Genomic DNA, 25,963 nt, shown 5'->3' on the forward strand with positions numbered 1-25,963 from the left:
CAACCGCACCGGCGTGTTCGAACCCTGGTAGAACACGGTGTGGAAGAACCCCCGGAGCGCTTGCGCCCGCCGCCCCGGCGGGCTGTGATGGAAGGACAACAGCACCGCGGCGGTACCCACGCGCAGGGCAGTCCACCGAAGGACGCGCTGACCGGGGCGGACCAGGCCACGACGGCCCCCGACCCGTTGCAGCGACTTGGAGCGAGCGCGCCTGTTCACCGTCGCCGCTGGCGACCACGGCGTCCGCGAGGGCGCCGTCGTCGTGTCCGGCCTCACGCGCCCCGTTCCCGCGTCGCGGCCCGCCGGCCGGGCGATACTGGGGCCCATGACGTCAGCGCCGAGTGTCTCCTCCTCCATCACCGCCCGCCTCCAGGTCGAGGCCCGCCCCACCGCCGTGAGCGAGCTGACGACGGCGATCGAGCACACCGGGGGCATCGTCACCGCCCTGGACGTGACGGCGTCGGGCCACGAGCGCATCACCGTCGACGTCACCGTCGCGACGCGCGGCGAGGAGCATGCCGGGCAGATCGTCGAGGCGCTGCGCGCGCTCCCGGGCGTCGTCGTGGACCGCGTCTCCGACCGCACGTTCCTGCTGCACCTGGGCGGCAAGCTGAAGATCGAGTCGAAGGTGCCGATCCGCAACCGCGACGACCTGTCGATGATCTACACGCCCGGCGTCGCGCGCGTGTGCGAGGCCATCGCCGCCAAGCCCGACGACGCCCGCCGCCTGACGATCAAGCGCAACACCATCGCGGTGGTCACCGACGGGTCGGCCGTGCTCGGGCTGGGCGACATCGGCCCGCTCGCGTCACTGCCCGTCATGGAGGGCAAGGCGGCCCTGTTCAAGCGGTTCGCGGACATCGACGCGTTCCCCATCGCGCTCGACACGACCGACGTCGACGAGATCGTGCGGACGGTCAAGGCGATCGCGCCCGTGTTCGCGGGCATCAACCTCGAGGACATCTCGGCCCCCCGGTGCTTCGAGATCGAGGCGCGGCTGCGGGCCGAGCTCGACATCCCCGTGTTCCACGACGACCAGCACGGCACGGCCATCGTGGCGCTCGCCGCGCTGACCAACGCGCTCAAGGTCGTGGGCAAGCAGCTGCCCGACGTGCGCATCGTCCTCTCGGGCGCGGGTGCGGCCGGGACCGCGGTGCTCAAGCTGCTCCTCGCGGCGGGCGCGCACGACGTCGTCGTCGCGGACATCGAGGGCGTGGTGCACCCGGGCCGCCCGGGCCTGTCCCCGTCCCTCGCGTGGACCGCGGTCAACACGAACCCGCGGCGCGTCACCGGCACGCTGCGCGAGGCCGTCGTCGACGCGGACGTGTTCATCGGCGTCTCCGCCCCCGACGTCCTGACGGGCGACGACGTCGCGCGCATGGCCCCCGACGCCATCGTCTTCGCGATGGCGAACCCGCGGCCCGAGGTCGACCCGGTCGAGGCGGCGGAGCACGCGGCCATCGTCGGCACCGGGCGCTCCGACTTCGCGAACCAGATCAACAACGTGCTCGCGTTCCCGGGCGTGTTCCGCGGCCTGCTCGACGCGCGGTCGCACCGGATCACCGACGCGATGCTGCTCGCCGCCGCCCGCGCGCTCGCGTCCGCGATCCACGAGGACCAGCTCAACCCGACCTACATCATCCCGAGCGTGTTCAACCCGGAGGTGACGACGCTCGTCGCCGCGGCGGTCGAGCGCGCCGCGCGCGAGGACGGCGTCGCCGAGCCTCCCGCGCTGACCGGCGGCCTCCCGCGCGTCGCGACCACGACGTCCGCCCCGACCACTGCCCCGGAGGCCTGAGCGTGCAGCGCGTCACGACCCGCAACGCGGCGTTCCAGCAGTGGGAGGCCCTGCTCACCAACCGCACGAAGCGGCACCGGGCGGGCGAGATGGTCGTCCAGGGGGTCCGGCCCATCACGCTCGCCGTCGAGTCCGGGTGGACCGTGCGGACGTGGCTCGTCGACGCCGACCGGTCGCTGTCGTCGTGGGCCCACGCGATGCTCGACCGGATCCGCGCGCAGCGGTTCGCCGTGTCGTCCGCGCTCCTGCGCGAGCTCGGCGGCAAGGAGGACGAGACGCCCGAGCTCCTCGCCGTCGTCGCGACGCCGCCCGACGACCTGGGCCGGATCGGCGGCGGCACCGTGGACGCCGACTTCCTCGGCGTCGTGCTCGACCGACCCACGAGCCCGGGCAACGTGGGGACCGTCGCGCGGTCGCTCGACGCGTTCGGCGGGAGCGGGCTCGTCGTCGCCGGGCACGCGGCCGACCCGTACGACCCGCGCGCCGTGCGCGCGAGCACCGGCTCGATCTTCTCCGTCCCGACCGTCCGCGTCCCCGCGGGGCGCGACGTCCTCGACTGGGTCGCCGCGCAGCGCTCCTCCGGGGTCCCGCTGACCCTGCTCGGGACCGACGAGCACGGCGACGTCGAGCTCGCCGACCACGACCTCACCGGACCGACGCTCGTCGTCACGGGCAACGAGACCACCGGGCTCAGCGCGGGCTGGCGCGAGGCGTGCGACGTCATGGTGAGCATCCCCATGCTCGGCTCGGCGAGCTCGCTCAACGCCGCGAGCGCGACGACGGTCGTGCTGTACGAGGCCGTGCGCCAGCGCCGGGCGCGCTGACGGCACGCACGGCGGCGGTCGGCGCACGCCCGACGGCGGGTGCGGCGTCCCGGGGGGCGCCGCACCCGCCGTCGTCCCCGCGTCAGGACGAGCGCGGCGCCGTGCTGCCCGGGGCCCGGGTGATGTGGTGCACCGCCTGCGTGCGCAGGCCGGCCCCGTTGAACTCCTGGTAGATCTCCTTCGCCTCCTGCAGCGCCTGCTTGACCTGGTTCTTGTCGAGGTGAGCCGCGGTCAGCTGGTTCTGGTAGAGGTACAGGAACGTGTTGAAGTCGATCTTCGTCAGGTCCACCGTGGACTTGACCGCGACGAACGCGCTGATGCGCTCCATCTTCTCGTAGATGCCGCGGGCCGAGACGTTGAGGTACCACGCCTTGAGGTCGACCCGGACGATGGACAGGCCCTCGGTCACGACGTAGTACTCCTCCATCGTGCCGGTCGACGCCGACGCGCCGCCGAGGAACACGGTGAGGGCCTCGGAGATGAGGCCGCCCACCCCGTCGATGATGCTGTCCGCCGTCCCCGAGACGAACGACTTGAGCGACGACTTCACGGTGTCGGCGAGGTGCTCAGTCGACGTGGACGTGAAGGCGTGCACCTCCTTCTTGGACGCGAGGATGGACGTGATGGGCACGGTCGAGTTCGTGCCCCCGGCCCCGCGGAGCGACTCCTGGATCTTCGCCTCGAACAGCTCGGCCTTCGTCTCGCCGAGCCGGGCGAGCGACTCCACGACCTCGCGCTGCGTCTGCGCGAGCTCGTCGCTGTTGTCGAACTGCTTGACGATGTCTCTCACGAGCGACATGACTTCCTCCGATGACGTGTGGTGCGGTGTCGGAGCGCGGCGACCGCCCCGCCCCCGTGGCGCGAGGTCAGAAGACGACCTGCGTGCCCTGCAGGTCGACCTGCCTGCTCAGCGCGTCCGGCCGCGGGTAGCGGGCGTCCGCCGGGACGGGCCGGTTGTAGCCGTAGACCCAGACGCCCTCGAGCGCCCGCTCCTCCTCGAGCGCGAGGGCGAGCCCCGCCGAGAAGTTGGAGACGTTCTCGGCGCACGCGTGCACGAGCACCGGGCCGACCGGCCCGGACGCCCGGGCGAGGAGCCGTGCGACCTGCCGCCGGTTCCACCCCCAGTCGTCGGCGCCGTTCCCCTCGTCGCCGATCTCCTCGTCGTTGCCGTGCGCGGACAGGCAGACCGGGCCCCGCGCCGTCGCGAGCGCCGCGACGAGCGCCCGTTCCGCCGCGGCCCGTGAGCCCTTCGGAAGCAGGACCACCTCGCCCCACGCGTCCGCCCCGGAACCGTGCTCCTCGACGGCCTCGCGGATGTCGTCGTCCTGTGTGCAGACCACCAGCATGTCGTGCCCCCTCTCGTGCGTCGGCGGGGCTGCGTCGCCCCGCCGTCGGCCCGGTGCCTTCGTCCGGGTCCGTCGCCAGGATCCGCCGGGCGCCGACCGCCCCACATCGTCAGTTCTGACTATCCGCGGACGGGACGGCCGCCCCGTGCCCGCGCCAGGGCGGCGGAGGCCGCGAGCTGCGACGAGACGCCGAGCTTGCCGAGGATCGAGCGGACGTGGGCGCGCACGGTCGCGACCGACAGCACGAGGGCAGCCGCGATCTCGGCCACCGACCGTCCGCCCGCGAGGTGCTCCAGCACCTCGGTCTCCCGTCCCGTGAGCGACGCCACCGCCCGGCGGTCGCGCACGACCCCCACGAGCTGGTCCACCAGCAGCGCGTCGCCCGCGCGCACGTCCCCCGCGAGCATGCGGGCGACAGTCCGCACCTGGTCGCCGAACGGCCGCTCCGCGGCGACGACCAGCGCGCCGGCGCGCGCGGCGACGAGCAGCCGGTCCGCCGCCACCGCGCCGCCCACGACCACGACCGGGCCCGGGCGCCGCAGGACCGCGAGCAGCGGCGGGCCGGGGAGGGACCCGGCGTCGTCGGCCACGAGCACGAGCCCGCGGCGGCCGCCGGACCCCGGCCGGAGGGCGTCCTCGGGGACCGTGCGCGCCCCGCAGCGGCCGACGGCGCGCAGCCCGGCGGCCACGGCGACGGCGAGCACGCGGTCCCGGGACGCGACGTCGACACCGTCGTCCCGGCGTGCGGGCGCGGCAGGGCGCGACCGCGCGCCCCGCACCGCCGCGTACGCCAACCCGCCCCCTGTGCCTCGCCGTGAGGCCGCACGCTCCGCGAGGAACGTGAGCCCATGGTGGGTCACCACCCCGTGCGCGGCAACAGCGCGCCGGGGTGCCCGGCGGGTCGCCCGACGGCGCGCTCCCCCGCCGTCCGGGGCGCTCGCCCGCTCCTTTGCGAGCACTCTCGCCGAATCCCGGACGGATGTGACCGCGCTCACCGCAGGAGGTCTACACTCGCCAGGTCGGGGCCCCGGTCGTGCGGCCGTCCGCCCCGTCGTACCGTCGTACCGTCACGCCGCCCCCGGGCGGCCGCCGCGGTCGGCGGGACCGCACCAGAGTCGATGCGCACCGGAGGTCAGCGTGCCAGAGAACGAGCCCGAGGCCGCAGCAGCGGCTACCACGTCCAGCCTGGAGAACCTCCTCCACGAGACCCGGAGCTTCCCCCCGAGCCCCGAGTTCGCCGCGCAGGCGAACGCGCAGCCCGAGCTGTACGAGGAGGCGCGGGCCGACCGGCTCGCGTTCTGGGCGCGGCAGGCGAACGACCTCGTCACGTGGCAGACCCCGTTCACCGAGACCCTCGACTGGTCGCAGGCGCCCGTCGCGCGCTGGTTCGCCGACGGCACGCTCAACGCCGCGTACAACGCGGTGGACCGCCACGTCGAGGCGGGTCTGGGCGACCGGGTCGCGATCCACTTCGAGGGCGAGCCGGGCGACACGCGCACCGTCACGTACGCCGAGCTGCAGCGCGACGTCTCGCGCGCGGCCAACGCGCTTGCGGCCCTCGGCGTCGAGACCGGCGACCGCGTCGTCATCTACCTGCCGATGGTCGTCGAGGCCGTCGTGGCGATGCTCGCGTGCGCGCGCATCGGCGCCCCGCACTCGGTCGTGTTCGGCGGGTTCTCCGCCGACGCGCTGCGCAGCCGCATCGCCGACGCCGAGGCGAAGCTCGTCATCACGGCCGACGGCGGCTACCGCCGCGGCGCGGCCTCCGCGCTCAAGCCCGCGGTCGACGAGGCGCTCGCGCCGAAGGAGGGCGCCGAGCCGACGACGGTCGAGCACGTCCTCGTCGTGCGCCGCACCGGCCAGGACACCGCGTGGACCGAGGGCCGCGACGTGTGGTGGCACGACGCGCTCGAGGCCGCCGACACGACGCACACGCCGGTGTGGGTCGAGGCGGAGCACCCGCTGTTCATCCTCTACACGTCCGGCACCACGGGGAAGCCCAAGGGCATCCTCCACACCACGGGCGGCTACCTCACGCAGGCCGCGTACACGCACCGCAACGTGTTCGACCTCAAGGCCGACACCGACGTCTACTGGTGCACCGCCGACATCGGCTGGGTCACGGGCCACTCGTACGTCGTCTACGGCCCGCTGCTCAACGGCGCGACGCAGGTGATCTACGAGGGCACCCCGGACTCGCCGCACCAGGGCCGCTGGTGGGAGATCGTCGAGAAGTACAAGGTCTCGATCCTCTACACCGCGCCGACGGCGATCCGCGCGTGCATGAAGTGGGGCGAGGAGATCCCGGCGAAGTTCGACCTGTCGTCGCTGCGCGTGCTCGGGTCGGTGGGCGAGCCCATCAACCCCGAGGCCTGGATGTGGTACCGCCGCGTCATCGGCGGCGACCGCACGCCCATCGTCGACACGTGGTGGCAGACGGAGACGGGCGCGATCATGATCTCGCCGCTGCCGGGCGTCACGGCGGCCAAGCCGGGCTCCGCCCAGGTGCCGCTGCCGGGCATCGTGGCGGACGTCGTCGACGACGAGGCGCGCTCCGTGCCGAACGGGGGCGGCGGGTACCTCGTGCTGTCCGAGCCGTGGCCGTCGATGCTGCGCGGCATCTGGGGCGACCTCGAGCGCTTCAAGGACACGTACTGGTCGCGCTTCCCGGGCATCTACTTCGCGGGCGACGGCGCCAAGAAGGACGAGGACGGCGACATCTGGCTGCTCGGCCGGGTCGACGACGTCATGAACGTCTCGGGCCACCGCCTGTCCACCACGGAGATCGAGTCGGCGCTCGTCTCGCACGAGATCGTCGCGGAGGCCGCGGTCGTCGGCGCGAGCGACGACCTCACGGGCCAGGCCGTCGTCGCGTTCGTCATCCTGCGCGGCGAGCACGCCGGCCGGGCGTCCGACGCCGACGGCGCGGCGGCCGTGCAGACCGAGCTGCGCAACCACGTCGCGAAGGAGATCGGCCCGATCGCCAAGCCGAAGCGCATCCTCGTGGTGCCCGAGCTCCCGAAGACGCGGTCCGGCAAGATCATGCGCCGCCTCCTGCGGGACGTCGCGGAGAACCGGACGGTGGGCGACGCCACGACCCTCGCGGACTCGTCCGTGATGGAGCTCATCTCGGCGGGCCTGCAGAAGCCGTCGTCGTCGGACGACTGACGCGCCGCTCGCCGACCACGGGGTCGGTGCCGTCGTCCGCGCGATGACGGCACCGGCCCCGTTCTCGTGCGCCGACCGCCCGGCCGCTGCGCACGGCGATATGCCCGTGCCCGGCATCCCCGCGACGGCGTAGCGTCGAGGCGTGCCCCGCGTCCCCGCGGCCGACGGCCGCGCCCTCCTCGTCGAGCAGCTCGACCTGCGCAGCGACTGCTCCCGCTGCACGGGCCTGTGCTGCGTGGGCCTGCACCTCGTGCGGTCCGCCGACTTCGCGATCGACAAGCCCGCCGGCACGCCCTGCCCGAACCTGCGCACGGACTTCGGCTGCGGCATCCACGCCCGGCTGCCCGAGTCCGGCTTCCCCGGCTGCGTCGCCTACGACTGCCTGGGCGCGGGCCAGCGCGTGACGGCCGCCGTCCGGGCGGCGCACGACGGCGCGACCTGGCGCGACGACCCCGCCGCCGCGCGCGACGCGTTCGCCGCCCTGCCCGTCGTCACGCAGCTCCAGGAGCTGCTCTGGTACCTCGCGGAGGTGCTCGCGCTCCCCGCGGCCGCCGCCGCGCACGACGACGCCCGGCAGGCGCTCGACCGCACCGCACCCCTGGCCGACCTCGCCGCGGCGGACCTGCTCGCGCTCGACGTCGGCGCCGTCCGTCGCGCCGTCGGCCCGCTGGTCGACCGGGCGAGCGCGCTCGTGCGCGACGCGGCGCGCGACGGTCGACAGGCACGCGACGGGCGGCACCGGGACGGCCGCCGCGGCGCCGCGTCGCCGCACGGCACCGCCCGGTCCGACGCCCCGACGGCACTCCGGGCTCCGAGCGCGGGTGTGCGTCGTCGGCTGCGGCCGGGGGCGGACCTCGTCGGCGCGGACCTCCGCGGGCTGGACCTCACGGCGTCGGACCTGCGGGGCGCGCTGCTCCTCGGTGCCGACCTGCGCGGGGCCCGGCTCGACGCCGTCGACCTGCTCGGCGCCGACCTGCGGGGCGCCGACGCCCGCGGCACCGACCTCTCCCGGGCGCTGTTCCTCACCCCGGCGCAGGTCGGCGCCGTCCGCCGGGACGAGCGCACGGCGCTCCCGGCCGTGCTCGCCTGACACATCCCGCGGCCGCGCACCCGCGAGATCGGCACCGGGAGACCGGATCGGCAGTCGCGACCGCCGATCCCACCTCAGGGTGCCGATCTCGGCGGCGGTCGTCAGCGGAGCGCGGCCCGCCGCGCGAGCGGGGCCGCCACGACCGCGCACACGACGACGAGCGCCGCCGCTCCCCACGCGAGCGCGCCGTAGGACGAGAACCCGATGATCGCCCCGGCGAGGATGCCGCCGACGGCGCCGCCCGTGTTCATCGCGAGGTCCGACAGGCCCTGCACGGCGGTGCGCGACGGCCCGGGCGTCGCGTCGACGAGCAGCGCCGACCCGGCGACGAGCCCGCACGACCACCCGAGCCCCAGCAGCACCAGGCCGACCGTGAGGCGCGCGGAGTCCTCGCCCGGCGCGCCCGCCACGACGACCGCCGCCGCGAGGAGCAGCGCGCCCCCGGCGTACAGCACGCGCGCGTGCCCGAGCCGGTCCGCGAGCCACCCGACGACGGGGCTCAGCGCGTACATGCCCGCGATGTGGGCGCTGATCACGAGCCCCACGACCTGGAGCGTCGCGCCACCGTGGTTCATGTGGACCGGGGTCATGGACATGAGACCGACCATGACGAGGTGGCTCAGCACGATCGCGCCGAGCGCGAGGCGCGCCGTCGGGCTGGCCGCGACGACGGCCCAGCCGGCGCGCAGGCCGTCGCGCCACGACGCCGGGCCCGGCGCACCGCCCGCACCCGGCGCACCCCCGTCGCCACCGGCCGCACCGGAGCCAGCCGCACCAGATACCGCCGCGCCGGACCCCTCCGCGACGGACCCCGCCGCACCCGCCCCCGACGGTGCGCGCGACGCGAGCAGCGGGTCCGGGCGCAGCCACACCGCGACGACGGTCGCCGCGAGGGCGAACGCGAGCGTCGCGAGCACGAACGGGGCCGCGCTCGGGGCGGTGCTCCCCGCAGCGCTCCCGTGCTCGGCGTGCGCGTCCCCGAGGCGCAGGGCGGGCCCGGCGACCCGGTCGGCGACGCCCGCGAGCGTCGGCCCGACGACGGACCCGACGGTCGTCGCCCAGACCACGACGGACAGGTCGCGGGCCCGGCGCTGCGGCGTCGCGAGGTCCGTCGCGGCGAAGCGGGAGGCGAGACCGGCAGCCGTGCCGGAGCCGAACAGCAGCATCGCCACGACGAGCAGCGGCCACGAGCCCAGCAGGACGGCGACCGTCGCGAGCACCGCGCCGCCCGTCGCGAGGCCGAAGCCGAGCAGGAGCGACGGCCGCCGGCCGCGCCGGCCCGCGACCTGGGCGAGCGGCAGCGCGACGAGCGCCGCGCCGACGACGCCCGAGGTCGAGGTGAGCCCCGCGATGGCGTCGGACCCGGACAGCGCCGACGCCACGAGCGGTGCGACGGCGATGCCGCTCGCGACCCCGACGCCGGACAGCACCTGGGTCGCGGCGAGGGTCGTCAGGGTGCGGCGCTGCGTCGGGAGGGCGGGCGCGTCGACGGCGGTCGGGGCGGGCCCGCGGGCGGGGTGCGGGTCGGGGGCCGGGGAGGACTCGGTGCTCACGGGTGCACGCTAGGGCTCCGCGGCGGGCGCTGACGAGCCCTCACACCGCCACCGGCCGCCGAGATCCTGCCGCAGGGCTGCGACCGGGCTGTCGGCCGAGCGCCCGCAGCACGCCGCGCGCCGCCTCGCGTCCCGCCCGGTTGGCCCCGATCGTCGAGGCGCTCGGCCCGTAGCCGACGAGCTGGACGCGCGGGTCGCTCGCCGCGGTCGTGCCGTCGAGCACGATCCCGCCGCCGGGCGCGCGCAGGCCGAGGGGTGCGAGGTGGTCGAGCGCGGCCCGGAACCCGGTGGCCCAGAGGAGGACGTCGGCGGGCTGGTGCAGGAGCCCGTCGTCGTTCGCGCCGGGTGCCCACTCGACGCCGGTCGCCGTGACGCGTTCGAACATCGGCCGACGCCGCAGCACCCCGCTCGCGATCCCCGCGCGGTAGCGGGGCGTGAGCGGCAGGCCCGTGACCGAGACGACGCTCCCGGGCGGCAGCCCCGCGGCCGTGCGCTCCGCGACGCGCGCGACGGCGGCCCGGCCCAGCTCGGGCGAGAACTCCTCCTCGACCCACACCGGCTCGCGGCGCGTCACCCACGTCGTGCCCGACGCGTGCGGCGCGATCTGGAGCAGGAGCTGCGTCGCGGACGCCCCGCCGCCGACGACCACCACGTGCTGCCCCGCGAAGTCCTCGGCGGCGCGGAAGTCGTGCGTGTGGAGCTGGCGCCCGCGGAACGTCTCCATCCCGGGGTAGCGCGGCCAGAACGGGCGGGTCCACGTGCCGGTCGCGTTGACGAGCGTGCGCGTGCGGACGACGACGTCGCGCGCGTCCGGCCCGGCGCCGACCGTGGCGCGGACCAGCAGGAGCGCGGGGTCGTCGGGGTCGTCGCGCACGTCGTGCACCGTGACGGGCCGCACCACGCGCAGGTCGTTCTCCCGCTCGTACGCGGCGTAGTAGCGCGGGACGGCGACGTTGGCGCGCTCGCCGGGGTCGCCGGCCGGGAGCGGGACGCCCGGGAGGTCGTGCACCGCGTGCGTCTCGGCCATGGTCAGCGAGTCCCAGCGGTCCTGCCACGCGCCGCCCGGGCCGCGACCGCCGTCGAGCACGAGCGGGTCGAGCCCGGCGCGCCGCAGGTGGTACGCCGCCGACAGCCCGGCCTGGCCCGCACCGACGACCACGACGTCGTGCACAGCCCCGCCCGGGCCGAGCAGGTCCGCGCCCGCCGTGCCCGGTGCCGCCGTCTCTCGCCCCTGGTTCCGCTCGCTCACGCCGACCACAACGACCCGCCCCGACAGAACCTTCCCCGGCCCGAGGTGAGGTGCCGAACACGGGGTTGCCGTCGTCATCGCACTCTTCACGACGACAACCCCGTGGTCGACGGCGGGCAACCCCGTGCTCGGCTTCGCGCCGCCGCGCGTGCGGCCGCGCTCAGAGGAGGTCCGGGACCCGCCGGAGCGTGCGGATCGGTCGGACGGCGAGGAGCGCCACGACCGTGAGCGTCCCCACGACCGCGCCCACCAGGAGCACCCGGTCCGTCCCGAACGCGGCGACGGCGGGACCGGCCAGCGCGGCCCCGATCGGGTACATCCCGACCGACCCCGCGACCTCGTAGGCGTGGACCCGGTTGAGCACGTCGCCCGGCACCTGCGTCTGGACGCTCGTCGCCCACATGACGCCCCACACCCCGACCCCGACGCCCACGAGCACCTGCGCGACGGCGAGCGCCCAGACGGGCCAGCCCAGCACGAGGCCGAGCGGGTAGAGCGGGTAGGCCACGAGCGCCACGGCGCCCGCGGCGAGCGGCCGCCGCGGCCGGTAGCGGATCGCGAGCAGCCCGCCGACCACGGTCCCGACCCCGAGCGCGCTGTTGAGCACGCCGAACGCGGTCGCCCCGTGCGTCGGCACGACGACGCTCGCCGCCAGGGGGAGCTGCGGCCCCCAGGCGAGCACCGCGTAGACCATCCAGATGACGACGACGCCCCACAGCCACGTGCGGGAGCGGAACTCGTGCCACCCGACGGCCAGGCTGCGCCACAGGCCCGCGCCCGCCGGGGGCGCCGGCACGACGCCGAGCCGGAGCGCGAGCAGGCACAGCGCGCTCGTCGCGTAGGCGACGGCGGAGAGGATCATCACCCCGCCGGTCGACCCGAACCCGACGAGGACGCCCGCGAGCGCCGGGCCGCCGAGCCCGGTGATCGCCTCGGAGGTCCGCAGGACGCCGTTGGCCCCCTGGACGTCGCGCGCGACGAGCGGCACGGTCGACGCGGCGCCGGGCTGGAACAGCGCGTTGGCCGTGCCGGCGACCGCGAGGAGGGCGTAGAGGTGCCAGAGGTGGTCGATCCCCCGCACGAACAGCACCGCGAGGAGCACGTGCGCGGCGAGGTTCGCGAGGTCGGCGACGATCATCATCCGGCGGGCGGTGAACCGGTCGGCGAGCACGCCGCCGAAGAGCACGAGCCCCGCGAACGGCGCGACGAGGAACGCCATCGCGTACCCCGCGACCGCGAGCCCGTAGCCCGACGCGAGCAGCCCGGCCGAGACCGCGACCGGGAGCATCGCCCAGCTGAGCAGCCCCGCGCTGCGCGCGGTGAAGTAGTACCGGAAGTCCCGCGACCAGACGGCCGGCTCCGTCGGTTCCCCGACCGGCCGGGCCGGGACCGTCACCGGGACGGGGACCCGCCCTGCTGCGGCCTCCGCCGCCTCCTCGACCGCGCACGCGCCCATGCCGCCCTGCCTCTCCGCCCCTCGCTGCCGTCCGACCGGCCGGAGGTCGGCGGGGCGGGCAGGCCGACGCGGCCCCCCGGGTCCCGCGCCTCACGGCCGCTCGCTCACGGACGTGACAACCGTCACTCGGTTCCGAACCTTCCCGCCACGAGGACGGCGTCCCGCGGGCGCCGGCGGCGCGCGTTCGGTCGTGCGCGGGCGCCGGGGGCAAGATGGACCGGTGGAGACCGCGATCCTCTGGCACACCGGGCCGCTCATCGACGACGTCGAGATCGCGCAGGTCCACGACCTCGCCGCGGCGGCGGAGCGGGAGGACGGCGTGGCTCCCCTCTCGGAGCAGCCGCTGCTCAACCTGCGCGAGGCGACCGACGACGTCGTGCACCTCCTCACGTGGCGCGGGGGCGAGCTCGCGGGCTACGCCCAGGTGGACAAGCGCGGCGACGCGCCGAGCGCGGAGCTCGTCGTGCGCCCGGCGCACCGCGGCCACGGCCTCGGGTTCCACCTCCTGGGCAGCGCCGCGGACCGTGCCGTCGAGCCGCGCCCGTCCGAGCGCACCACGGACCAGCACGGCCCGGACGGGGCCGCGACGGACGGCGCGCCCTCCCCCGGCAGGGACGTCCCGCCGCTGCGCGTGTGGGCCCACGGCGACCTGCCCGCGGCGCAGGCCCTCGCCGCGCGGGCGGGGTACGGCGTCGTGCGCGAGCTGCTCGTGCTCGAGCGCCCGCTGGGCGGCCCGGCGGAGCACCCGCGCCCCGCCGTCCCGGCGGGTCTGCGGCTGCGCGCGTTCGTGCCCGGGGACGACGACGCGGCGTGGGTCCGGGCGAACGCGCTCGCGTTCGCGCACCACCCGGAGCAGGGGCGGCTCACGGTCGACGACCTGCGCGCGCGGATGCGCGAGGACTGGTTCGACGCCGCCGGTCTCCTGCTCCTCGAGCGCGACCCGGCGCCCGGCGACGGTGTGCCCGAGCTCGTCGGGTTCGTCTGGACCAAGATCCCGACGGGCCAGCCGGACGCCGCGCGCGAGGGCGAGATCTACGTCGTCGGGGTGGTCCCGTCCGCCCAGGGCGAGGGGCTCGGGCGGCTGCTGACCGCCGTCGGGCTCGCGCACCTCGCAGCGCGCGGGGCACGCACGGCGGTGCTGTACGTGGACGGCGACAACGTGCCGGCGGTGCGGACCTACGAGCGGGCGGGGTTCGTGCGGCGCGCCGTGCACGTGCAGTACGCCCGACCTGCCCGCTGACCCCCGCACCGGCCGAACGGTGACCCGCGTCACGCACCGTTCATCAACTGGTGCCACCATGAACCCATGACCGACACGTCCACGCAGCGCACCCTCGACCCGGACCTCGCCGCGCACATCGCGGAGCACATCGCCGAGGAACCCGAGATCGAACCGGTCGGTGCGGAGCTCGACCTCGGTCCGCTGCCCGACGACCGGTTCGCCGACCGCGAGCTCAGCTGGCTCGCGTTCAACCAGCGCGTGCTCGAGCTCGCGGAGGACCCGAGCCAGCCGCTCCTGGAGCGCGTGCGGTTCCTCGCGATCTTCGCGTCGAACCTGGACGAGTTCTTCATGGTCCGCGTCGCCGGCCTCAAGCGCCGCATGGCGACGGGCATCGCGGTCACGGCCGCCTCCGGACTGTCGCCGCGCCAGGTGCTCGACGCGATCAGCGAGCGCGCGCACGAGCTCATGGCGCGGCACGCGCGGGTCTTCGCCGACGACGTCCAGCCGGCGCTCGCCGCCGAGGGCATCACGCTCGTCCACTGGGACGAGCTGGAGACGCGCGAGCAGGAGCGCCTGCACAAGTTCTTCCGCAAGCAGATCTTCCCCGTGCTCACGCCGCTCGCCGTCGACCCGGCGCACCCGTTCCCGTACATCTCGGGGCTCTCGCTCAACCTCGCGGTCGTGGTGGCGAACCCGACGACCGGCAAGGAGCACTTCGCGCGCGTCAAGGTGCCGCCGCTGCTGCCGCGGTTCATCGCCGTGGACGCGCGAGGACGCCCGAGCGCGCCGACGTCGCAGACGGCGTCGCCCGACCGCGGGCCGACGTCGTTCGTGCCGATCGAGGAGGTCATCGCCCAGCACCTCGACCACCTCTTCCCCGGCATGGAGGTGCGCGAGCACCACCTGTTCCGCGTCACGCGCAACGAGGACGTCGAGGTCGAGGAGGACGACGCGGAGAACCTGCTCCAGGCGATGGAGAAGGAGCTGTTGCGCCGCCGGTTCGGCCCGCCCGTGCGCCTCGAGCTCACGCCGGGCATCAGCCCGCGCATCCGCGCGCTGCTCGTGCGCGAGCTCGGCGTCGTCGAGGAGGAGGTGTACGAGATCCCGGAGCCGCTCGACCTCACCGGGCTCAACGTCATCGCCGACCTCGACCGCGCCGACCTGCACTTCCCGCCGTTCGTCCCGACGACGCACCGCCTCCTCGCCGAGGTGGAGAGCTCGTCACCGACGGACGTGTTCGCCGCGATCCGCGAGCGCGACGTCCTGCTGCACCACCCGTACGACTCGTTCTCGACGTCGGTGCAGACCTTCCTCGAGCAGGCGGCGGCCGACCCGGCGGTGCTCGCGATCAAGCAGACGCTGTACCGGACGTCGGGCGACTCGCCGATCGTCGACGCGCTCATCGACGCGGCCGAGGCGGGCAAGCAGGTGCTCGCGCTCGTCGAGATCAAGGCCCGGTTCGACGAGCAGGCCAACATCTCGTGGGCACGCAAGCTCGAGCAGGCGGGGGTGCACGTCGTGTACGGGATCGTCGGGCTCAAGACGCACTGCAAGCTCTCGCTCGTCGTGCGCCAGGAGTCGGACGGCCTGCGCCGCTACTGCCACGTCGGCACCGGGAACTACCACCCGAAGACGGCGCGCCTCTACACCGACCACGGCCTGCTCACGTGCGACCCCGACGTCGGGCAGGACCTCACGCGCCTGTTCAACCAGCTCTCCGGGTACGCGCCGCAGTCGCGGTTCCACCGGCTGCTCGTCGCGCCCCGCACCGTCCGCTCGGGCCTCGTCGAGCGGATCGACCGCGAGGCGGTCGCCGCGCGCGAGGGCCACGAGGCGTGGGTCAAGATCAAGGTCAACTCCGTCGTCGACGAGACGACGCTCGACGCGCTCTACCGGGCGTCGCAGGCCGGCGTGAAGGTCGACCTCGTGGTGCGCGGCATCTGCGCCGTCCGCCCGGGCGTGCCCGGGCTGAGCGAGAACATCCGCGTGCGGTCGATCCTCGGGCGCTTCCTCGAGCACTCGCGCATCTACGCGTTCGCCAACTCCGCCGGCCCCGCCATCGGCGAGGGGCCGGAGAGCGGCCCGGAGGTGTTCATCGGGTCGGCCGACCTCATGCACCGCAACCTCGACCGCCGCGTCGAGGCCCTCGTGCGCATCACCGACCCCGACCAGGTCATGGAGCTGCTCGACCTGCTCGACGCGTCGATGTCCGAGCGCACCGCGTCGTGGCACCTCGACGCCGACGGCACGTGGCACCGCCCCGACACCGCGCCCGACGGCTCCCCGCTCGTCGACCTCCAGGCCAGCCTCGTCCAGCGACAGCGCCGCCGACTCGTCGGGAGGCGGTAGCGGATGGGAGTGCCGTCCTCCGCGCTCCGCGGCGGCGTGCCGCTCGTGGACACGCTCGGCCCGACGCACGTGTCGCACGCGCCCGTCATCGAGTCGGCCGGTGCCCTCGTGTGGCGCGTGCGCGACGACGAGCTGCAGGTGCGCCTCGTCCACCGGCCGCGCTACGACGACTGGTCGTGGCCCAAGGGCAAGCTCGACCCGGGCGAGACGTTCCAGGCGGCCGCGGCGCGCGAGGTCGCCGAGGAGACGGGCAAGCCGGTCGTGCTGGGCGTCCCGCTCCCTGGGCTGCAGTACCTCACGCCCGAGGGCCGCGTGAAGCGCGTGCACTACTGGGCCGCCCGCCGGGCGTCGAGCCGGTCCGACGCCGGCGCGCTCGCCGCGCGCGCCCCCGTCCCACCGGTGTCGCCCCAGGAGATCGATCGCGCCGCGTGGCTCTCCACGGACGACGCCGCGCGGCGCCTCACGCGGCAGGCCGACCGGGCGCCGCTCGAGGCGCTCGTGCGCGAGCGCGACGAGGGCCGGCTCGCGACGCACGTCGTCGTCATCGCGCGCCACGGCAAGGCCGTGGCGCGGTCGGCGTGGCACGGCGACGAGCAGGACCGCCCGCTCACGCCCGCGGGCCACGCCCAAGGGGTCGCGCTCGTGCCGGTGCTCGCGGCCTACGGCGTCGAGACGATCGTCACGAGCCGGTGGGACCGCTGCGCCCAGACGATCGCGCCGTACGCGACCGCCTCCGGGCTCGCCACGGTCAGCATCGACCACCTCACCGAGGCGCAGCACGAGCGCTCGCCCGCGCGCGTCGCGCGGACGGTCCGGGAGCTGCTCGAGGCCGAGCGGTCGTCGGTGCTGTGCACGCACCGGCCCGTGCTGCCCACGGTGCTCGACGTCCTCGGCCAGCACTCGCGGCGGCCGGTCGCGAACGCCCTGCCCGCGCACGACCCGTTCCTCGAGCCCGGCGAGATGATCGTGGCCCACGTGGCACGCACGCCCAAGGGCCCGCGCGTCGTCGCGGCGGAGAAGGTCGCCCCGCCGCTGCACTGAGACCCGCGCGCCGGCGTCCCCCAGCGGGCGACGTCCGGTCGCACGACGACGCCCCGCCGGCGGCCGCGAGGCCTCCGACGGGGCGCCGTCGTCGTGCGGGGGGGACCGGCGGCGCCGGTGCCTGGGGTCAGAGCAGGATGGGGCTGAGGATCCAGTAGACGACGGCCGCGACGAGCGCGGCGGCGGGGATCGTCAGCACCCACGCGGCGCCGATGTTCTTGGCGACGCCCCAGCGCACCGCGGACAGGCGCTTGGTCGCGCCGACACCCATGATCGCCGAGGTGATGGTGTGGGTCGTCGAGACGGGCGCGTGGAAGATGAACGCGTTGGCGTAGAGCACGACGGCGGACACCGACTCGGCGACGAAGCCGCGCGCCGGGTCGAGCTCGATGATCTTGCGGCCGAGCGTGCGCATGATGCGCCAGCCGCCCGCGTAGGTGCCGAGCGAGATCGCCGTCGCGGCCGACAGCTTGACCCACAGCGGGATCGTGTTGTCGTCCTGGAACCCGCCCGCCACGAGGGCGAGCACGATGACGCCCATCGTCTTCTGCGCGTCCTGCAGACCGTGGCCCAGCGCCATCGCGGCGGCGGAGGCCGTCTGCGCGATCCGGAACCGGCGGAACGCCCGGGCGGGCGCCGCGTTCCGGAACACCCACAGCAGCAGGACCATGAGCGCGAACGCGAGGCCGAAGCCGATCAGCGGCGAGAAGATCATGGGGAGCACGACCTTGTCGAGGATCGCGTCCCAGTGCACCGTGATCCCGGACGCGAGGCCGACGCCCGCGAGGCCGCCGATGATCGCGTGCGTCGACGACGACGGCAGGCCCAGCCACCACGTGATGAGGTTCCACGTGATCGCGCCGACCAGCCCGCACAGGACGATGACGAGACCCTGGTGGGGTGGCACGTCGCCGACGGCGACGATGTCCTCCGCGATGGTCTGCGCCACGGCCGTGCCGAGCAGCGCGCCGATGAGGTTGAACACCGCCGCCATGAGGAGCGCCGCGCGCGGTGTGAGGGCCCGGGTCGACACCGAGGTCGCGATGGCGTTCGCGGCGTCGTGGAACCCGTTCGTGTAGTCGAACGCCAGGGCGAAGGCCACGACGACGACGACGAGCACTGCCTCCACGGGGCTCAGGACTCCTTGAGGGCGATGGTCTCGACCGTGTTGGCGACCTTCTCGAAGGCGTCGGCCGCCTGCTCGAGGACCTCCACGATCTCCTTGAGCTTCATGAGGAGGACCGGGTCGGACACGTCGTCGAAGAGCTCGGCGAGCAGCTTGCGGTGGACCTTGTCCGCCTGGTTCTCCAGGCGGTTGACCTCGACCCAGTACTCGGGGAGGTCGTCCATCGAGCGCAGGCGCGGCATCGCCTCGGCCGTGAGCTCCGACGCCCGCTGGAGCACCTGGACCTGCTCGGACACGCGGGCCGGGAGCTCGTCGACCTTGTAGAGGACGATGAGGTCGGCCGCCTCCTCCATGTAGTCCATGCAGTCGTCGAGCGCCGACGCGAGGGCGTAGATGTCGTCCCGGTCGAACGGCGTGACGAACGTCTGGTTGAGGCGTCGCATGATCGAGTGCGTCGCGTCGTCCGCGAGGTGCTCGGTCTCGCTCAGCTGCTTCGCGAGCTGCTTGCGCGTGGGGCGGTCCGCCCCCAGCAGCTCCGCGAGGAGCGTGGACCCTGTGACCAGGTGCTGCGCCGAGGCGGCGAGGAGGTCGAAGAACGAGGTGTCGCGCGGTGTCAGGCGCAGGCGCACGGGGGGCTCCGGAAGGGACGCGGGGTAGGGGTCTGAGCTGGCGTCGGCCGCGGGGGCCGCTCGACCGCCGGGAGGACCGGACGGCCGGGGTGGTCACGATCTCTGGTCGGATGATCTCTCGGTGAACGCACGTCGAACTCTCGTCAAATGTAGCCGACGCGCGGAGCGATGCTGGAATCGTCGGGCCCAAGGTCCCGGATGCTCAGGACGCCCACAGCCTGCGCCCGGCCTCGTCGCCGGTGCGACCACCGCGCCCGCGCACCGCACGAGAGGCGGTGCGCGGTGGGCGCGAGGGGGAAGTTAGTGACGCCGGACCGGGAGCGCCTCTCGGCGCGTGGCCGCTCGTAGCGGCTGAGTGTGGAGCCCGGGGCTACCGCGGCCCGGCGTCGAGATCCATCGTACGTGCCGCACCCCGCTCGGGGTACCCGTGTTCGCGCTCCGCGAGACCGCCTTCGCCCGCCGTGCGGGCGCGCCACCGATCCCGCACCCTCCGCGCCCGCGGGCTCCCGACGGGCCCGACCAGGTGGTCCCGGTCGGTCGAGCAGGCGGTCCGGGCGCGTCAGGTGGCACGGACGCGCCAGGTTCGCCTGCTCGGCGACGACCGGGGCCTCCGCGGCGGGGAGGGACGCGCGCTCAGTCGAGGCGGTCGGCGCGCCAGAGCTCGGCGGCGTGCTCGAGCTCCTGGGCGGTCCGCAGCAGCGAGCCCGCGCCCCGGGTCGTGCGCAGGGCGCCGTCGGGGTCGGCGACCTCGCGCGCGTCGGCGTCGAACGCGGCGCCGGTGGCGAGGATGCGGCAGAACGACCCCGCGCGCTCGAGCGCGACCGCGAGGTCGCCCGTGAAGACGCCGGACAGCACCGCGTCGGCGAGGTCGCGCACGTCCTGCGGCCCCGGCGGCCGGGGCACGCCCGCGATGGCCTCGTGGACGGGCGCCGCGTCGACGCCGAGCCGGTAGCGGAGGGTGACGGTCTGCGGGTCGCGACGCACCCACTCGCGCAGCACGTAGAGCCGCCAGAGTGCCCCCGGCAGGGAGTTGGGGGCGGCGTCGGACCACAGGCCGGCCACGACGTCGAGGCCCTCGGTCTCGACGAGGTGGACGAGCCGCTCGACGACCTCCGGGTCCTCGGTGTCGCGGGCGCGGTGCACGATCGCGTGCGCGGTGGTGTGCGCGACCCGGTCGCGGAGCGCGGGGTCGAGCTCGCCGGGCAGCTCGTCGGCGTCGCGCGGGTCGAGCATGGCGGGGCGGCGGGGTCGCTGCGTGCGGTCGGACCGACCAGGGTCGGGCCGGGCTCCGGGGGTGGGGACGTCGTCTGGCACCCGCCCAGTCTCCACCCGGGCCCGCGACGCGCGCAGCCTCCGGGGGGTGCTCGGGGCCGGACCTCGTTCGCCGCGCCACGGTCAGCACCCCGCCCTACAGTGACGACAGAGGGACGACAGGAGCTGCCACCGGCTCCGGGACGGAGCGGAGGGCGAGATGTCGAGCAGCGGCGCAGCAGGTCAGAGGACCGTGAGCGAGCGGAGCGCCCACCGGAAGGCGATCGGCCTCGCCGTCGCGGCCGCGGTCGGCGGCTTCCTCTTCGGGTTCGACAGCTCGGTCATCAACGGCGCCGTCGCGGCGATCGAGGGCCAGTTCGACCTCGACTCCGCGGTGACGGGCCTCGTCGTCGCGATCGCTCTCCTCGGGTGCGCGCTCGGCGCGTGGTCGGGCGGCCGCCTCGCCGACCGGTGGGGCCGCACGCGCGTCATGGTGTTCGGCGCCGTCCTGTTCTTCGTCTCCTCGATCCTCTCGGCGATCGCGTGGTCGGCCTTCGACCTGGCGATCTGGCGGTTCATGGCGGGTGTCGGCATCGGTATCGCGTCGGTCATCGCGCCCGCGTACATCGCGGAGATCGCGCCGGCCCGGCTGCGCGGCCGCATGGGCTCGCTCCAGCAGCTCGCCATCACGATCGGCATCTTCGCCGCGCTGCTCTCCGACCAGCTCCTCGCGGAGACGGCGGGCGGGGCGTCCAACGAGCTGTGGCTCGGGTGGGAGGCGTGGCGCTGGATGTTCCTCGTCTGCGTCGTCCCCGCGGCGGTCTACGGCATCCTCGCCCTGCGCATCCCCGAGTCGCCCCGGTACCTGGTGGCGAAGGGCCGGGACGACGACGCGCGCGCCGTGCTCGAGTCCGTGCTCGGCCCGGACGAGGACGTCGACGACCGCATCGCGCAGATCCACCGCTCGATCGCCGTCGACGAGAAGAACGCGCAGGAGGGCACGCTCAAGGGCTCGGCGCTGGGCCTCAAGCCGATCGTGTGGGTCGGCATCCTGCTCTCGGTGTTCCAGCAGTTCGTCGGGATCAACGTGATCTTCTACTACTCGACGACGCTGTGGCAGGCCGTCGGCTTCGACGAGAGCCAGTCGTTCCTCGTCTCGACGATCACGTCCGTGACGAACGTCGCGGTGACGTTCATCGCGATCGCGCTCGTCGACAAGGTGGGGCGACGCCCGATCCTGCTCATCGGCTCCGCCGGGATGACGCTCTCGCTCGGGATCATGGCGCTCGCCTTCACACAGGCCAGCGGGAGCGGGGACAACATCAGCCTGCCGGACCCGTGGGGCCCGATCGCCCTCGTGGCCGCGAACGCGTTCGTCGTGTTCTTCGGGGCGTCGTGGGGCCCGCTCGTCTGGGTCCTCCTGGGCGAGATGTTCCCGAACCGGATCCGGGCCGCCGCCCTGGGCGTGGCGGCCATGGCGCAGTGGCTGGCGAACTTCGCCATCACCCTGACGTTCCCGCCGATGCTCGCCGCCTTCGGCGCCTCGATCCCCTACCTGATGTACGCGATCTTCGCGGCGCTCTCGTTCGTCTTCGTCCTGAGCAAGGTGCCGGAGACGAAGGGTGTCGAGCTGGAGGACATGGGCGACCAGGCCAAGAGCCGCTCCGGGCGCTGATCCCCCCTCCGGGTCCGCGCCGAGCCCGGGTCCTCCCACGCCGCTGCGACGGCGGGGACGGGCCCGGGCTCCGTCGTTCCCGCCACCGGCTCTGCCGGGCCGGGAATTCCTTGCCCCACACAATGGTTGCTGAAAGCAACTTCGCGGAGTATGCTTGCCTGCAGCAACCAAGGAGTGCCTGTGCCTGTGACCGCCCTTCCCGCGACCGACGTCGCGGACCCCGGACTCACCCCCGACCCGTCACCCGCGGCGGGTCTCGTCCGCGCGCTCGACGACCTCGCGCGCGCCCAGCGGGAGTCCGCCGTCCGGATCGCCCGCGACCTCGACATGCCGCGGGCGTCGTTCGGCCTGCTCCGGATGCTCCAGCACTGCGGCCCCGTCCAGCTCGGGGACGTCGCGGCGAAGCTCCGGGTCGACCTCTCCGTCGCGAGCCGCCAGGTGAGCCACCTGGTCGACGCGGGCCTCGTGCGCCGCACGGTGGACGACGACGACCGGCGGGCCCGGACCGTCGAGCTCACCGAGGCGGGCCGCGCACTCCTGGTGCGGGCGTACGAGCACATCGACGTCCTCGCCGCGACGACGTTCGCGGACTGGGGCGACGAGGAGATCGTCGAGGCCACGCGCCACATCGAGCGCGTCGCCGCGGCGGTCGTCGCGGTCCACGACTCCCCCCGCACCACCGGGTGACCGACGGCGCCCGGCGGCCCTGCGCCGTCGGGCACGCGCCCCGACCACCGGCCGCACCGCGGACCGGCCTCCGACCACCTGACACCGCCCCCCGACGCGTGCGCCCCGCCCCGGCCTCGTGAGCAAGGAACCCAGCGCCTGATGACCACCACCCCCGCAGAACGCACCGCACCGCCCGGCAGCGCAAGCGCCCCCGCACCGATGACCCGCCGCGAGGTCATGGAGTCCCTCTCCGGGATCCTCCTCGGCATGTTCGTGGCGATCCTCGCGAGCTCGATCGTCTCGAGCTCGCTCCCGAAGATCGTCAGCGACCTCGACGGCTCGCAGTCGTCGTACACGTGGGTCGTCACCTCGACCCTCCTCGCCATGACGATCTCGACCCCCATCTGGGGCAAGCTCGCCGACCTCACCAACCGCAAGGTCCTCATCCAGATCGCGCTCGTCGTCGCGGTCGTGTCCTCCGCGCTCGCGGGGCTCTCGCAGAACGTCGGCACCCTCATCGCGCTGCGCGCGTTCCAGGGCATCGGCGCCGGTGGCCTCATGGCGCTCGCCACGGTGCTCATCACCGACATCATCTCGCCGCGCGAGCGCGGCAAGTTCATGGGCCTCATGGGCGGCATCATGGCCGTCAGCCAGATCGGCGGGCCGCTCCTCGGCGGCGTCCTCACCGACGCCGTGAGCTGGCGCCTCAACTTCTTCGTCGGCCTGCCGTTCGCCATCGCCGCGATCGTCGTCCTCCAGCGCACGCTGCACCTGCCGAAGGTCGCGCGCCGCGTCGTCCGGATCGACTACTGGGGCGCGATCCTCATCAGCGCCGGCGTGTCCTCGCTCCTGCTGTGGGTCACGTTCGCCGGGCAGAACTTCGAGTGGCTCTCGTGGCAGACCTTCGCGATGGTCGGCGGCGCGGTCGTCGCGCTCGTCGGTGCCGTGCTCGTCGAGCGCGTCACGCCCGAGCCGCTCATCCCGCTGCACCTGTTCAAGAACCGCACGTTCGTCCTCGCGGTCGTCGCGTCCGTCGCGGTCGGCGTCGCGATGTTCGGGACCGCCGTGTTCCTCAGCCAGTACATGCAGGTCGCGCGCGGCAAGACGCCGACCGAGTCCGGCCTCCTCACGATCCCGATGATCGTCGGCACGTTCGTCGCGTCGACCCTGTTCGGCCAGCTCATCACGCGCTACGGCCGCTACAAGGCCTTCATGGTCACCGGTGGCGCGGTCCTCGTCGCGTCGCTCTTCGCGCTGTCGACGATCGACTACCACACGAGCTTCACGCTGATCAGCGTCTACCTGTTCTTCCTCGGCGTGAGCATGGGCATGCTCATGCAGAACCTCGTGCTCGCCGTGCAGAACACGCTCGCCGTGGAGGAGATGGGCGCCGGGACCTCGACCGTCGCGTTCTTCCGCAGCCTCGGCGGCGCGATCGGCGTGTCCGTGCTCGGCGCGGTGCTCGCGAACAAGGTCACGACGTCGATCCAGGACGGCCTCACGCAGCTCGGCGTCCCGGCCGGCTCGATGGGCGGCGGCAACGCCGTGCCCGACGTCTCGACCCTGCCCGCGCCGATCAAGGACCTCGTGGAGAAGTCCTACGGCGACGGGATCGCCGAGATCTTCCTCGTCGCGGTGCCGCTCGCGCTCGTCGCGCTCATCGCCGTGTCGTTCCTCAAGGAGGTGCCGCTCGGCACCAAGACCGGCCTCCAGGAGCGCCTCGAGAAGGAGGCGGCCCTGCTCGGCACGGACGCCCCGGTCGACGCCACCCCCGGTCGCGTGACCCTCGCGGAGGAGACGGAGTCCACGCTGCTCGGCGCCTACGAGCCCGCGGGCGTGGTCGACGACGAGGCGACCGCGCGCCGGTCGCGCTGAGGTCGGCGTCCCCGCCGCACGGGGCACCGCCGACACACCCCGAGGGGGTGGTCCCGGACCGTCCGGGACCACCCCCTCGGTCGTGCGCGGGGAGCTCCCGTCGCCCTGTGCGGGTGAGGTTCCGGGGAGGAAGGTGACCGGGCCGTGCCCTTCGCGCCATGATGGCCCTGTGCCCCCCGAGACCGCTCCGGCCCGCCCCGCTCCCGACACCGCGCACGTCGACGACGACGCGTACGTCGACCTCGAACGCGAGCTGCGGATCCTGCTGCGCCGCGCCGGCGCGGTCGCCACGGGCATGGCCCGCCGGATCCATCCCGACCTCGAGGCGAGCGCGTACCCGCTGCTCGCCCACATCGCCGACCACCCCGGGGTCCGCGGCTCGGAGCTCGCGGCGCAGTTCGGCGTGGGGCGCGCGACGATCTCGCGCCAGCTCAGCCGCCTGCACGACCTCGGCCTCGTCGCGCGCGAGGTCGACCCCGACGACTCGCGCGGCCAGCTCATCACCCTGACGCCCGACGGCGAGGCGCGGCTCCACGCCGCGCACAGCGGGCGGGTCACGTCGATCACCGAGGCGCTGGAGGGCTGGGACCAACGCGACGTCGCGACGCTCGCGACGCTCCTGCACCGGTACTCCGAGGACGTCGTGCGCTGGGCCGCCAACCGGTGACCCTGGCCCCCGGCGCAGCATGACCGTGCCCGACGGCGCCCGCCCGCCCCACCTCGCCCCGCGCGGTCGCGGGGCGGCCCGGGTCCGACGACGGCCCGTCGTCGCGCTCGTCCTCGCGCTGATCGTGGTGGCGGGCCTCGTCGTCGCGACGCGCGTCCCCGACCCGTGGGGCGACGTCGGCGGCGACGTGCTCTACGCCGTCGCGACCTACGCCCTCGTGGTCCTCGCGGCGCCGCGCGTGCGCCCGCTCGTCGCGGGCTCCGTCGCGCTGGGGTGGTGCTGGGCGGTCGAGGCGCTCCAGGCGACGGGCGTCGCCGCCGCCGTGAACGACGCGGTCCCGCCCGCGGCGTGGCTGCTGGGCAGCACGTTCGCGGTGCGGGACCTGGTCTGCTATCTGGTGGGCGTGGCGCTCGCGTGCGTGGTCGACGCGGGCGTCGGCGCCCGGTCGGCTACTCCGCGCCGGCCTCGAACGTCAGGCTGACCGAGTTCATGCAGAACCGGTCGCCCGTCGGGGTCTGGGGCGCGTCGTCGAACACGTGGCCCAGGTGCGAGCCGCAGCGCGCGCAGCGCACCTCGGTGCGCACCATGCCGTGGCTGCGGTCGGTGAGCAGCTCGACGCGGTCACCCGCGAGCGGGCTGAAGAAGCTCGGCCACCCGCAGTGCGAGTCGAACTTCGTGTCGGAGCGGAACAGCTCGTTGCCGCACGCGCGACAGGCGTAGACGCCGACGCGCTTCTCGTCGAGCAGCTCGCCCGTCCACGCGCGCTCGGTCCCGGCCTGCCGCAGCACGGCGTACTCCTGCGGGGACAGCTCGGCGCGCCACTCGTCGTCGGTCTTCACGACCTCGTAGGGCTGGTTCTCGTGGGTCTGGCTGGTCATGATCCACCTCCGACGGTCCCAACCACGCCGACCGCTCCCGTGTTCCCGCCCCGCCTCACCCGCTGAGTGCAGGAATAAGTCGCGGCCGAACCGGTTC

The 25,963-nt window shown here is 74.6% G+C and carries 22 protein-coding genes; 12 read left to right on the top strand and 10 right to left on the bottom strand.

Annotation, left to right across the window (positions count from 1 at the left end):
• Window positions 1-325: 325 nt before the first annotated feature.
• Window positions 326-1,798: an NAD-dependent malic enzyme gene (locus tag BXA05_RS01315; RefSeq protein WP_082774168.1), complete on the top strand. Its 1,473-nt coding sequence runs from the start codon at window positions 326-328 to the stop codon at window positions 1,796-1,798.
• Between the two features lie 2 nt (window positions 1,799-1,800).
• The gene (locus BXA05_RS01320) at window positions 1,801-2,622 is read left to right on the top strand and encodes an RNA methyltransferase (protein WP_342065084.1); all 822 of its coding nucleotides are present in this window, start codon (window positions 1,801-1,803) and stop codon (window positions 2,620-2,622) included.
• An 82-nt stretch (window positions 2,623-2,704) separates the two neighbouring features.
• Here the strand turns inward: BXA05_RS01320 and BXA05_RS01325 are convergent, their stop codons facing one another.
• From BXA05_RS01325 to BXA05_RS01335, 3 genes are all read right to left on the bottom strand, one after another.
• The gene (locus BXA05_RS01325; RefSeq protein ID WP_021483279.1) at window positions 2,705-3,421 is read right to left on the bottom strand and encodes a hypothetical protein; all 717 of its coding nucleotides are present in this window, start codon (window positions 3,419-3,421) and stop codon (window positions 2,705-2,707) included.
• Window positions 3,422-3,488: 67 nt separating this feature from the next.
• Window positions 3,489-3,962 carry a hypothetical protein gene (locus tag BXA05_RS01330; RefSeq protein ID WP_076403454.1) on the bottom strand — a complete coding sequence of 158 codons (474 nt, stop codon included), beginning with the start codon at window positions 3,960-3,962 and terminating at the stop codon, window positions 3,489-3,491.
• A 125-nt stretch (window positions 3,963-4,087) separates the two neighbouring features.
• A complete protein-coding gene (locus tag BXA05_RS01335; RefSeq protein WP_076403455.1) occupies window positions 4,088-4,762 on the bottom strand; it encodes a response regulator transcription factor in 675 nt (224 codons plus the stop codon).
• A gap of 343 nt (window positions 4,763-5,105) precedes the next feature.
• Here BXA05_RS01335 and acs point away from each other — a divergent pair, with 343 nt between their 5' ends.
• Both acs and BXA05_RS01345 read left to right on the top strand, forming a co-directional pair.
• On the top strand, window positions 5,106-7,136 hold the full coding sequence (gene acs / locus BXA05_RS01340; RefSeq protein WP_076403456.1) for an acetate--CoA ligase: 2,031 nt from the start codon (window positions 5,106-5,108) through the stop codon (window positions 7,134-7,136).
• A 142-nt stretch (window positions 7,137-7,278) separates the two neighbouring features.
• Entirely contained in the window at window positions 7,279-8,226 is a 948-nt protein-coding gene (locus BXA05_RS01345) for a pentapeptide repeat-containing protein (protein WP_076403457.1), read from the top strand.
• Between the two features lie 101 nt (window positions 8,227-8,327).
• Here BXA05_RS01345 and BXA05_RS01350 read toward each other — a convergent pair whose 3' ends face one another.
• From BXA05_RS01350 to BXA05_RS01360, 3 genes are all read right to left on the bottom strand, one after another.
• The gene (locus tag BXA05_RS01350) at window positions 8,328-9,779 is read right to left on the bottom strand and encodes an MFS transporter (RefSeq protein ID WP_083711224.1); all 1,452 of its coding nucleotides are present in this window, start codon (window positions 9,777-9,779) and stop codon (window positions 8,328-8,330) included.
• A gap of 40 nt (window positions 9,780-9,819) precedes the next feature.
• Window positions 9,820-11,028 carry an FAD-dependent oxidoreductase gene (locus tag BXA05_RS01355; protein WP_342065085.1) on the bottom strand — a complete coding sequence of 403 codons (1,209 nt, stop codon included), beginning with the start codon at window positions 11,026-11,028 and terminating at the stop codon, window positions 9,820-9,822.
• Window positions 11,029-11,188: 160 nt separating this feature from the next.
• Window positions 11,189-12,484 (bottom strand): MFS transporter, encoded by a 1,296-nt coding sequence (locus BXA05_RS01360; RefSeq protein WP_076403459.1) that lies wholly within the window; start codon window positions 12,482-12,484, stop codon window positions 11,189-11,191.
• Window positions 12,485-12,704: 220 nt separating this feature from the next.
• Here BXA05_RS01360 and mshD point away from each other — a divergent pair, with 220 nt between their 5' ends.
• From mshD to BXA05_RS01375, 3 genes are all read left to right on the top strand, one after another.
• Window positions 12,705-13,724, top strand: coding sequence for a mycothiol synthase (gene mshD / locus BXA05_RS01365; RefSeq protein ID WP_244550358.1), 1,020 nt, complete (start codon window positions 12,705-12,707; stop codon window positions 13,722-13,724).
• Between the two features lie 66 nt (window positions 13,725-13,790).
• On the top strand, window positions 13,791-16,055 hold the full coding sequence (locus BXA05_RS01370; protein ID WP_076403461.1) for an RNA degradosome polyphosphate kinase: 2,265 nt from the start codon (window positions 13,791-13,793) through the stop codon (window positions 16,053-16,055).
• A gap of 3 nt (window positions 16,056-16,058) precedes the next feature.
• Window positions 16,059-17,096, top strand: coding sequence for an NUDIX hydrolase (locus BXA05_RS01375; RefSeq protein WP_083711228.1), 1,038 nt, complete (start codon window positions 16,059-16,061; stop codon window positions 17,094-17,096).
• Window positions 17,097-17,223: 127 nt separating this feature from the next.
• On the opposite strand, the gene BXA05_RS01380 is transcribed toward BXA05_RS01375, so the two are convergent.
• The 3 genes from BXA05_RS01380 to BXA05_RS01390 all read right to left on the bottom strand — a co-directional run bounded on the left by BXA05_RS01380 (window position 17,224) and on the right by BXA05_RS01390 (window position 20,084).
• Window positions 17,224-18,225, bottom strand: coding sequence for an inorganic phosphate transporter (locus tag BXA05_RS01380; RefSeq protein ID WP_021482998.1), 1,002 nt, complete (start codon window positions 18,223-18,225; stop codon window positions 17,224-17,226).
• Window positions 18,226-18,230: 5 nt separating this feature from the next.
• Window positions 18,231-18,851 (bottom strand): DUF47 domain-containing protein, encoded by a 621-nt coding sequence (locus tag BXA05_RS01385; RefSeq protein ID WP_021482999.1) that lies wholly within the window; start codon window positions 18,849-18,851, stop codon window positions 18,231-18,233.
• Between the two features lie 633 nt (window positions 18,852-19,484).
• Window positions 19,485-20,084, bottom strand: a complete 600-nt coding sequence (locus BXA05_RS01390) for a hypothetical protein (protein ID WP_043655142.1) — start codon at window positions 20,082-20,084, stop codon at window positions 19,485-19,487.
• A gap of 238 nt (window positions 20,085-20,322) precedes the next feature.
• On the opposite strand from BXA05_RS01390, the gene BXA05_RS01395 reads away from it, so the two are divergent.
• The 5 genes from BXA05_RS01395 to BXA05_RS01415 all read left to right on the top strand — a co-directional run bounded on the left by BXA05_RS01395 (window position 20,323) and on the right by BXA05_RS01415 (window position 25,469).
• The gene (locus tag BXA05_RS01395; RefSeq protein WP_076403463.1) at window positions 20,323-21,777 is read left to right on the top strand and encodes a sugar porter family MFS transporter; all 1,455 of its coding nucleotides are present in this window, start codon (window positions 20,323-20,325) and stop codon (window positions 21,775-21,777) included.
• 186 nt (window positions 21,778-21,963) lie between these two features.
• Window positions 21,964-22,464, top strand: a complete 501-nt coding sequence (locus BXA05_RS01400; protein WP_021482815.1) for a MarR family winged helix-turn-helix transcriptional regulator — start codon at window positions 21,964-21,966, stop codon at window positions 22,462-22,464.
• A gap of 141 nt (window positions 22,465-22,605) precedes the next feature.
• Complete coding sequence (locus BXA05_RS01405; protein WP_083711230.1) at window positions 22,606-24,321, top strand: MDR family MFS transporter; 1,716 nt, start codon at window positions 22,606-22,608, stop codon at window positions 24,319-24,321.
• A gap of 169 nt (window positions 24,322-24,490) precedes the next feature.
• A complete protein-coding gene (locus tag BXA05_RS01410; protein WP_034652516.1) occupies window positions 24,491-24,988 on the top strand; it encodes a MarR family winged helix-turn-helix transcriptional regulator in 498 nt (165 codons plus the stop codon).
• A 19-nt stretch (window positions 24,989-25,007) separates the two neighbouring features.
• Window positions 25,008-25,469: a ribosomal maturation YjgA family protein gene (locus BXA05_RS01415; RefSeq protein ID WP_083711232.1), complete on the top strand. Its 462-nt coding sequence runs from the start codon at window positions 25,008-25,010 to the stop codon at window positions 25,467-25,469.
• On the opposite strand, the gene msrB is transcribed toward BXA05_RS01415, so the two are convergent.
• The gene (gene msrB, locus BXA05_RS01420; protein ID WP_034652513.1) at window positions 25,438-25,866 is read right to left on the bottom strand and encodes a peptide-methionine (R)-S-oxide reductase MsrB; all 429 of its coding nucleotides are present in this window, start codon (window positions 25,864-25,866) and stop codon (window positions 25,438-25,440) included. The two genes, BXA05_RS01415 and msrB, sit on opposite strands and share 32 nt — an antisense overlap.
• Window positions 25,867-25,963 lie beyond the last annotated feature (97 nt).

The organism is Cellulosimicrobium funkei (assembly GCF_900155925.1).
In the GTDB taxonomy this organism is placed as follows: Bacteria; Actinomycetota; Actinomycetes; order Actinomycetales; family Cellulomonadaceae; genus Cellulosimicrobium; species Cellulosimicrobium funkei.

Excerpts from the sequence above, each read along its gene's own strand:
- BXA05_RS01315 (WP_082774168.1), top strand. The coding sequence starts at position 326 with ATGACGTCAGCGCCGAGTGTCTCCTCCTCCATCACCGCCCGCCTCCAG.
- BXA05_RS01325 (WP_021483279.1), bottom strand. The coding sequence starts at position 3,421 with ATGTCGCTCGTGAGAGACATCGTCAAGCAGTTCGACAACAGCGACGAG.
- BXA05_RS01360 (WP_076403459.1), bottom strand. The coding sequence starts at position 12,484 with ATGGGCGCGTGCGCGGTCGAGGAGGCGGCGGAGGCCGCAGCAGGGCGG.
- BXA05_RS01370 (WP_076403461.1), top strand. The coding sequence starts at position 13,791 with ATGACCGACACGTCCACGCAGCGCACCCTCGACCCGGACCTCGCCGCG.
- BXA05_RS01375 (WP_083711228.1), top strand. The coding sequence starts at position 16,059 with ATGGGAGTGCCGTCCTCCGCGCTCCGCGGCGGCGTGCCGCTCGTGGAC.
- BXA05_RS01390 (WP_043655142.1), bottom strand. The coding sequence starts at position 20,084 with ATGCTCGACCCGCGCGACGCCGACGAGCTGCCCGGCGAGCTCGACCCC.
- BXA05_RS01395 (WP_076403463.1), top strand. The coding sequence starts at position 20,323 with ATGTCGAGCAGCGGCGCAGCAGGTCAGAGGACCGTGAGCGAGCGGAGC.
- BXA05_RS01405 (WP_083711230.1), top strand. The coding sequence starts at position 22,606 with ATGACCACCACCCCCGCAGAACGCACCGCACCGCCCGGCAGCGCAAGC.
- BXA05_RS01415 (WP_083711232.1), top strand. The coding sequence starts at position 25,008 with ATGACCGTGCCCGACGGCGCCCGCCCGCCCCACCTCGCCCCGCGCGGT.
- msrB (WP_034652513.1), bottom strand. The coding sequence starts at position 25,866 with ATGACCAGCCAGACCCACGAGAACCAGCCCTACGAGGTCGTGAAGACC.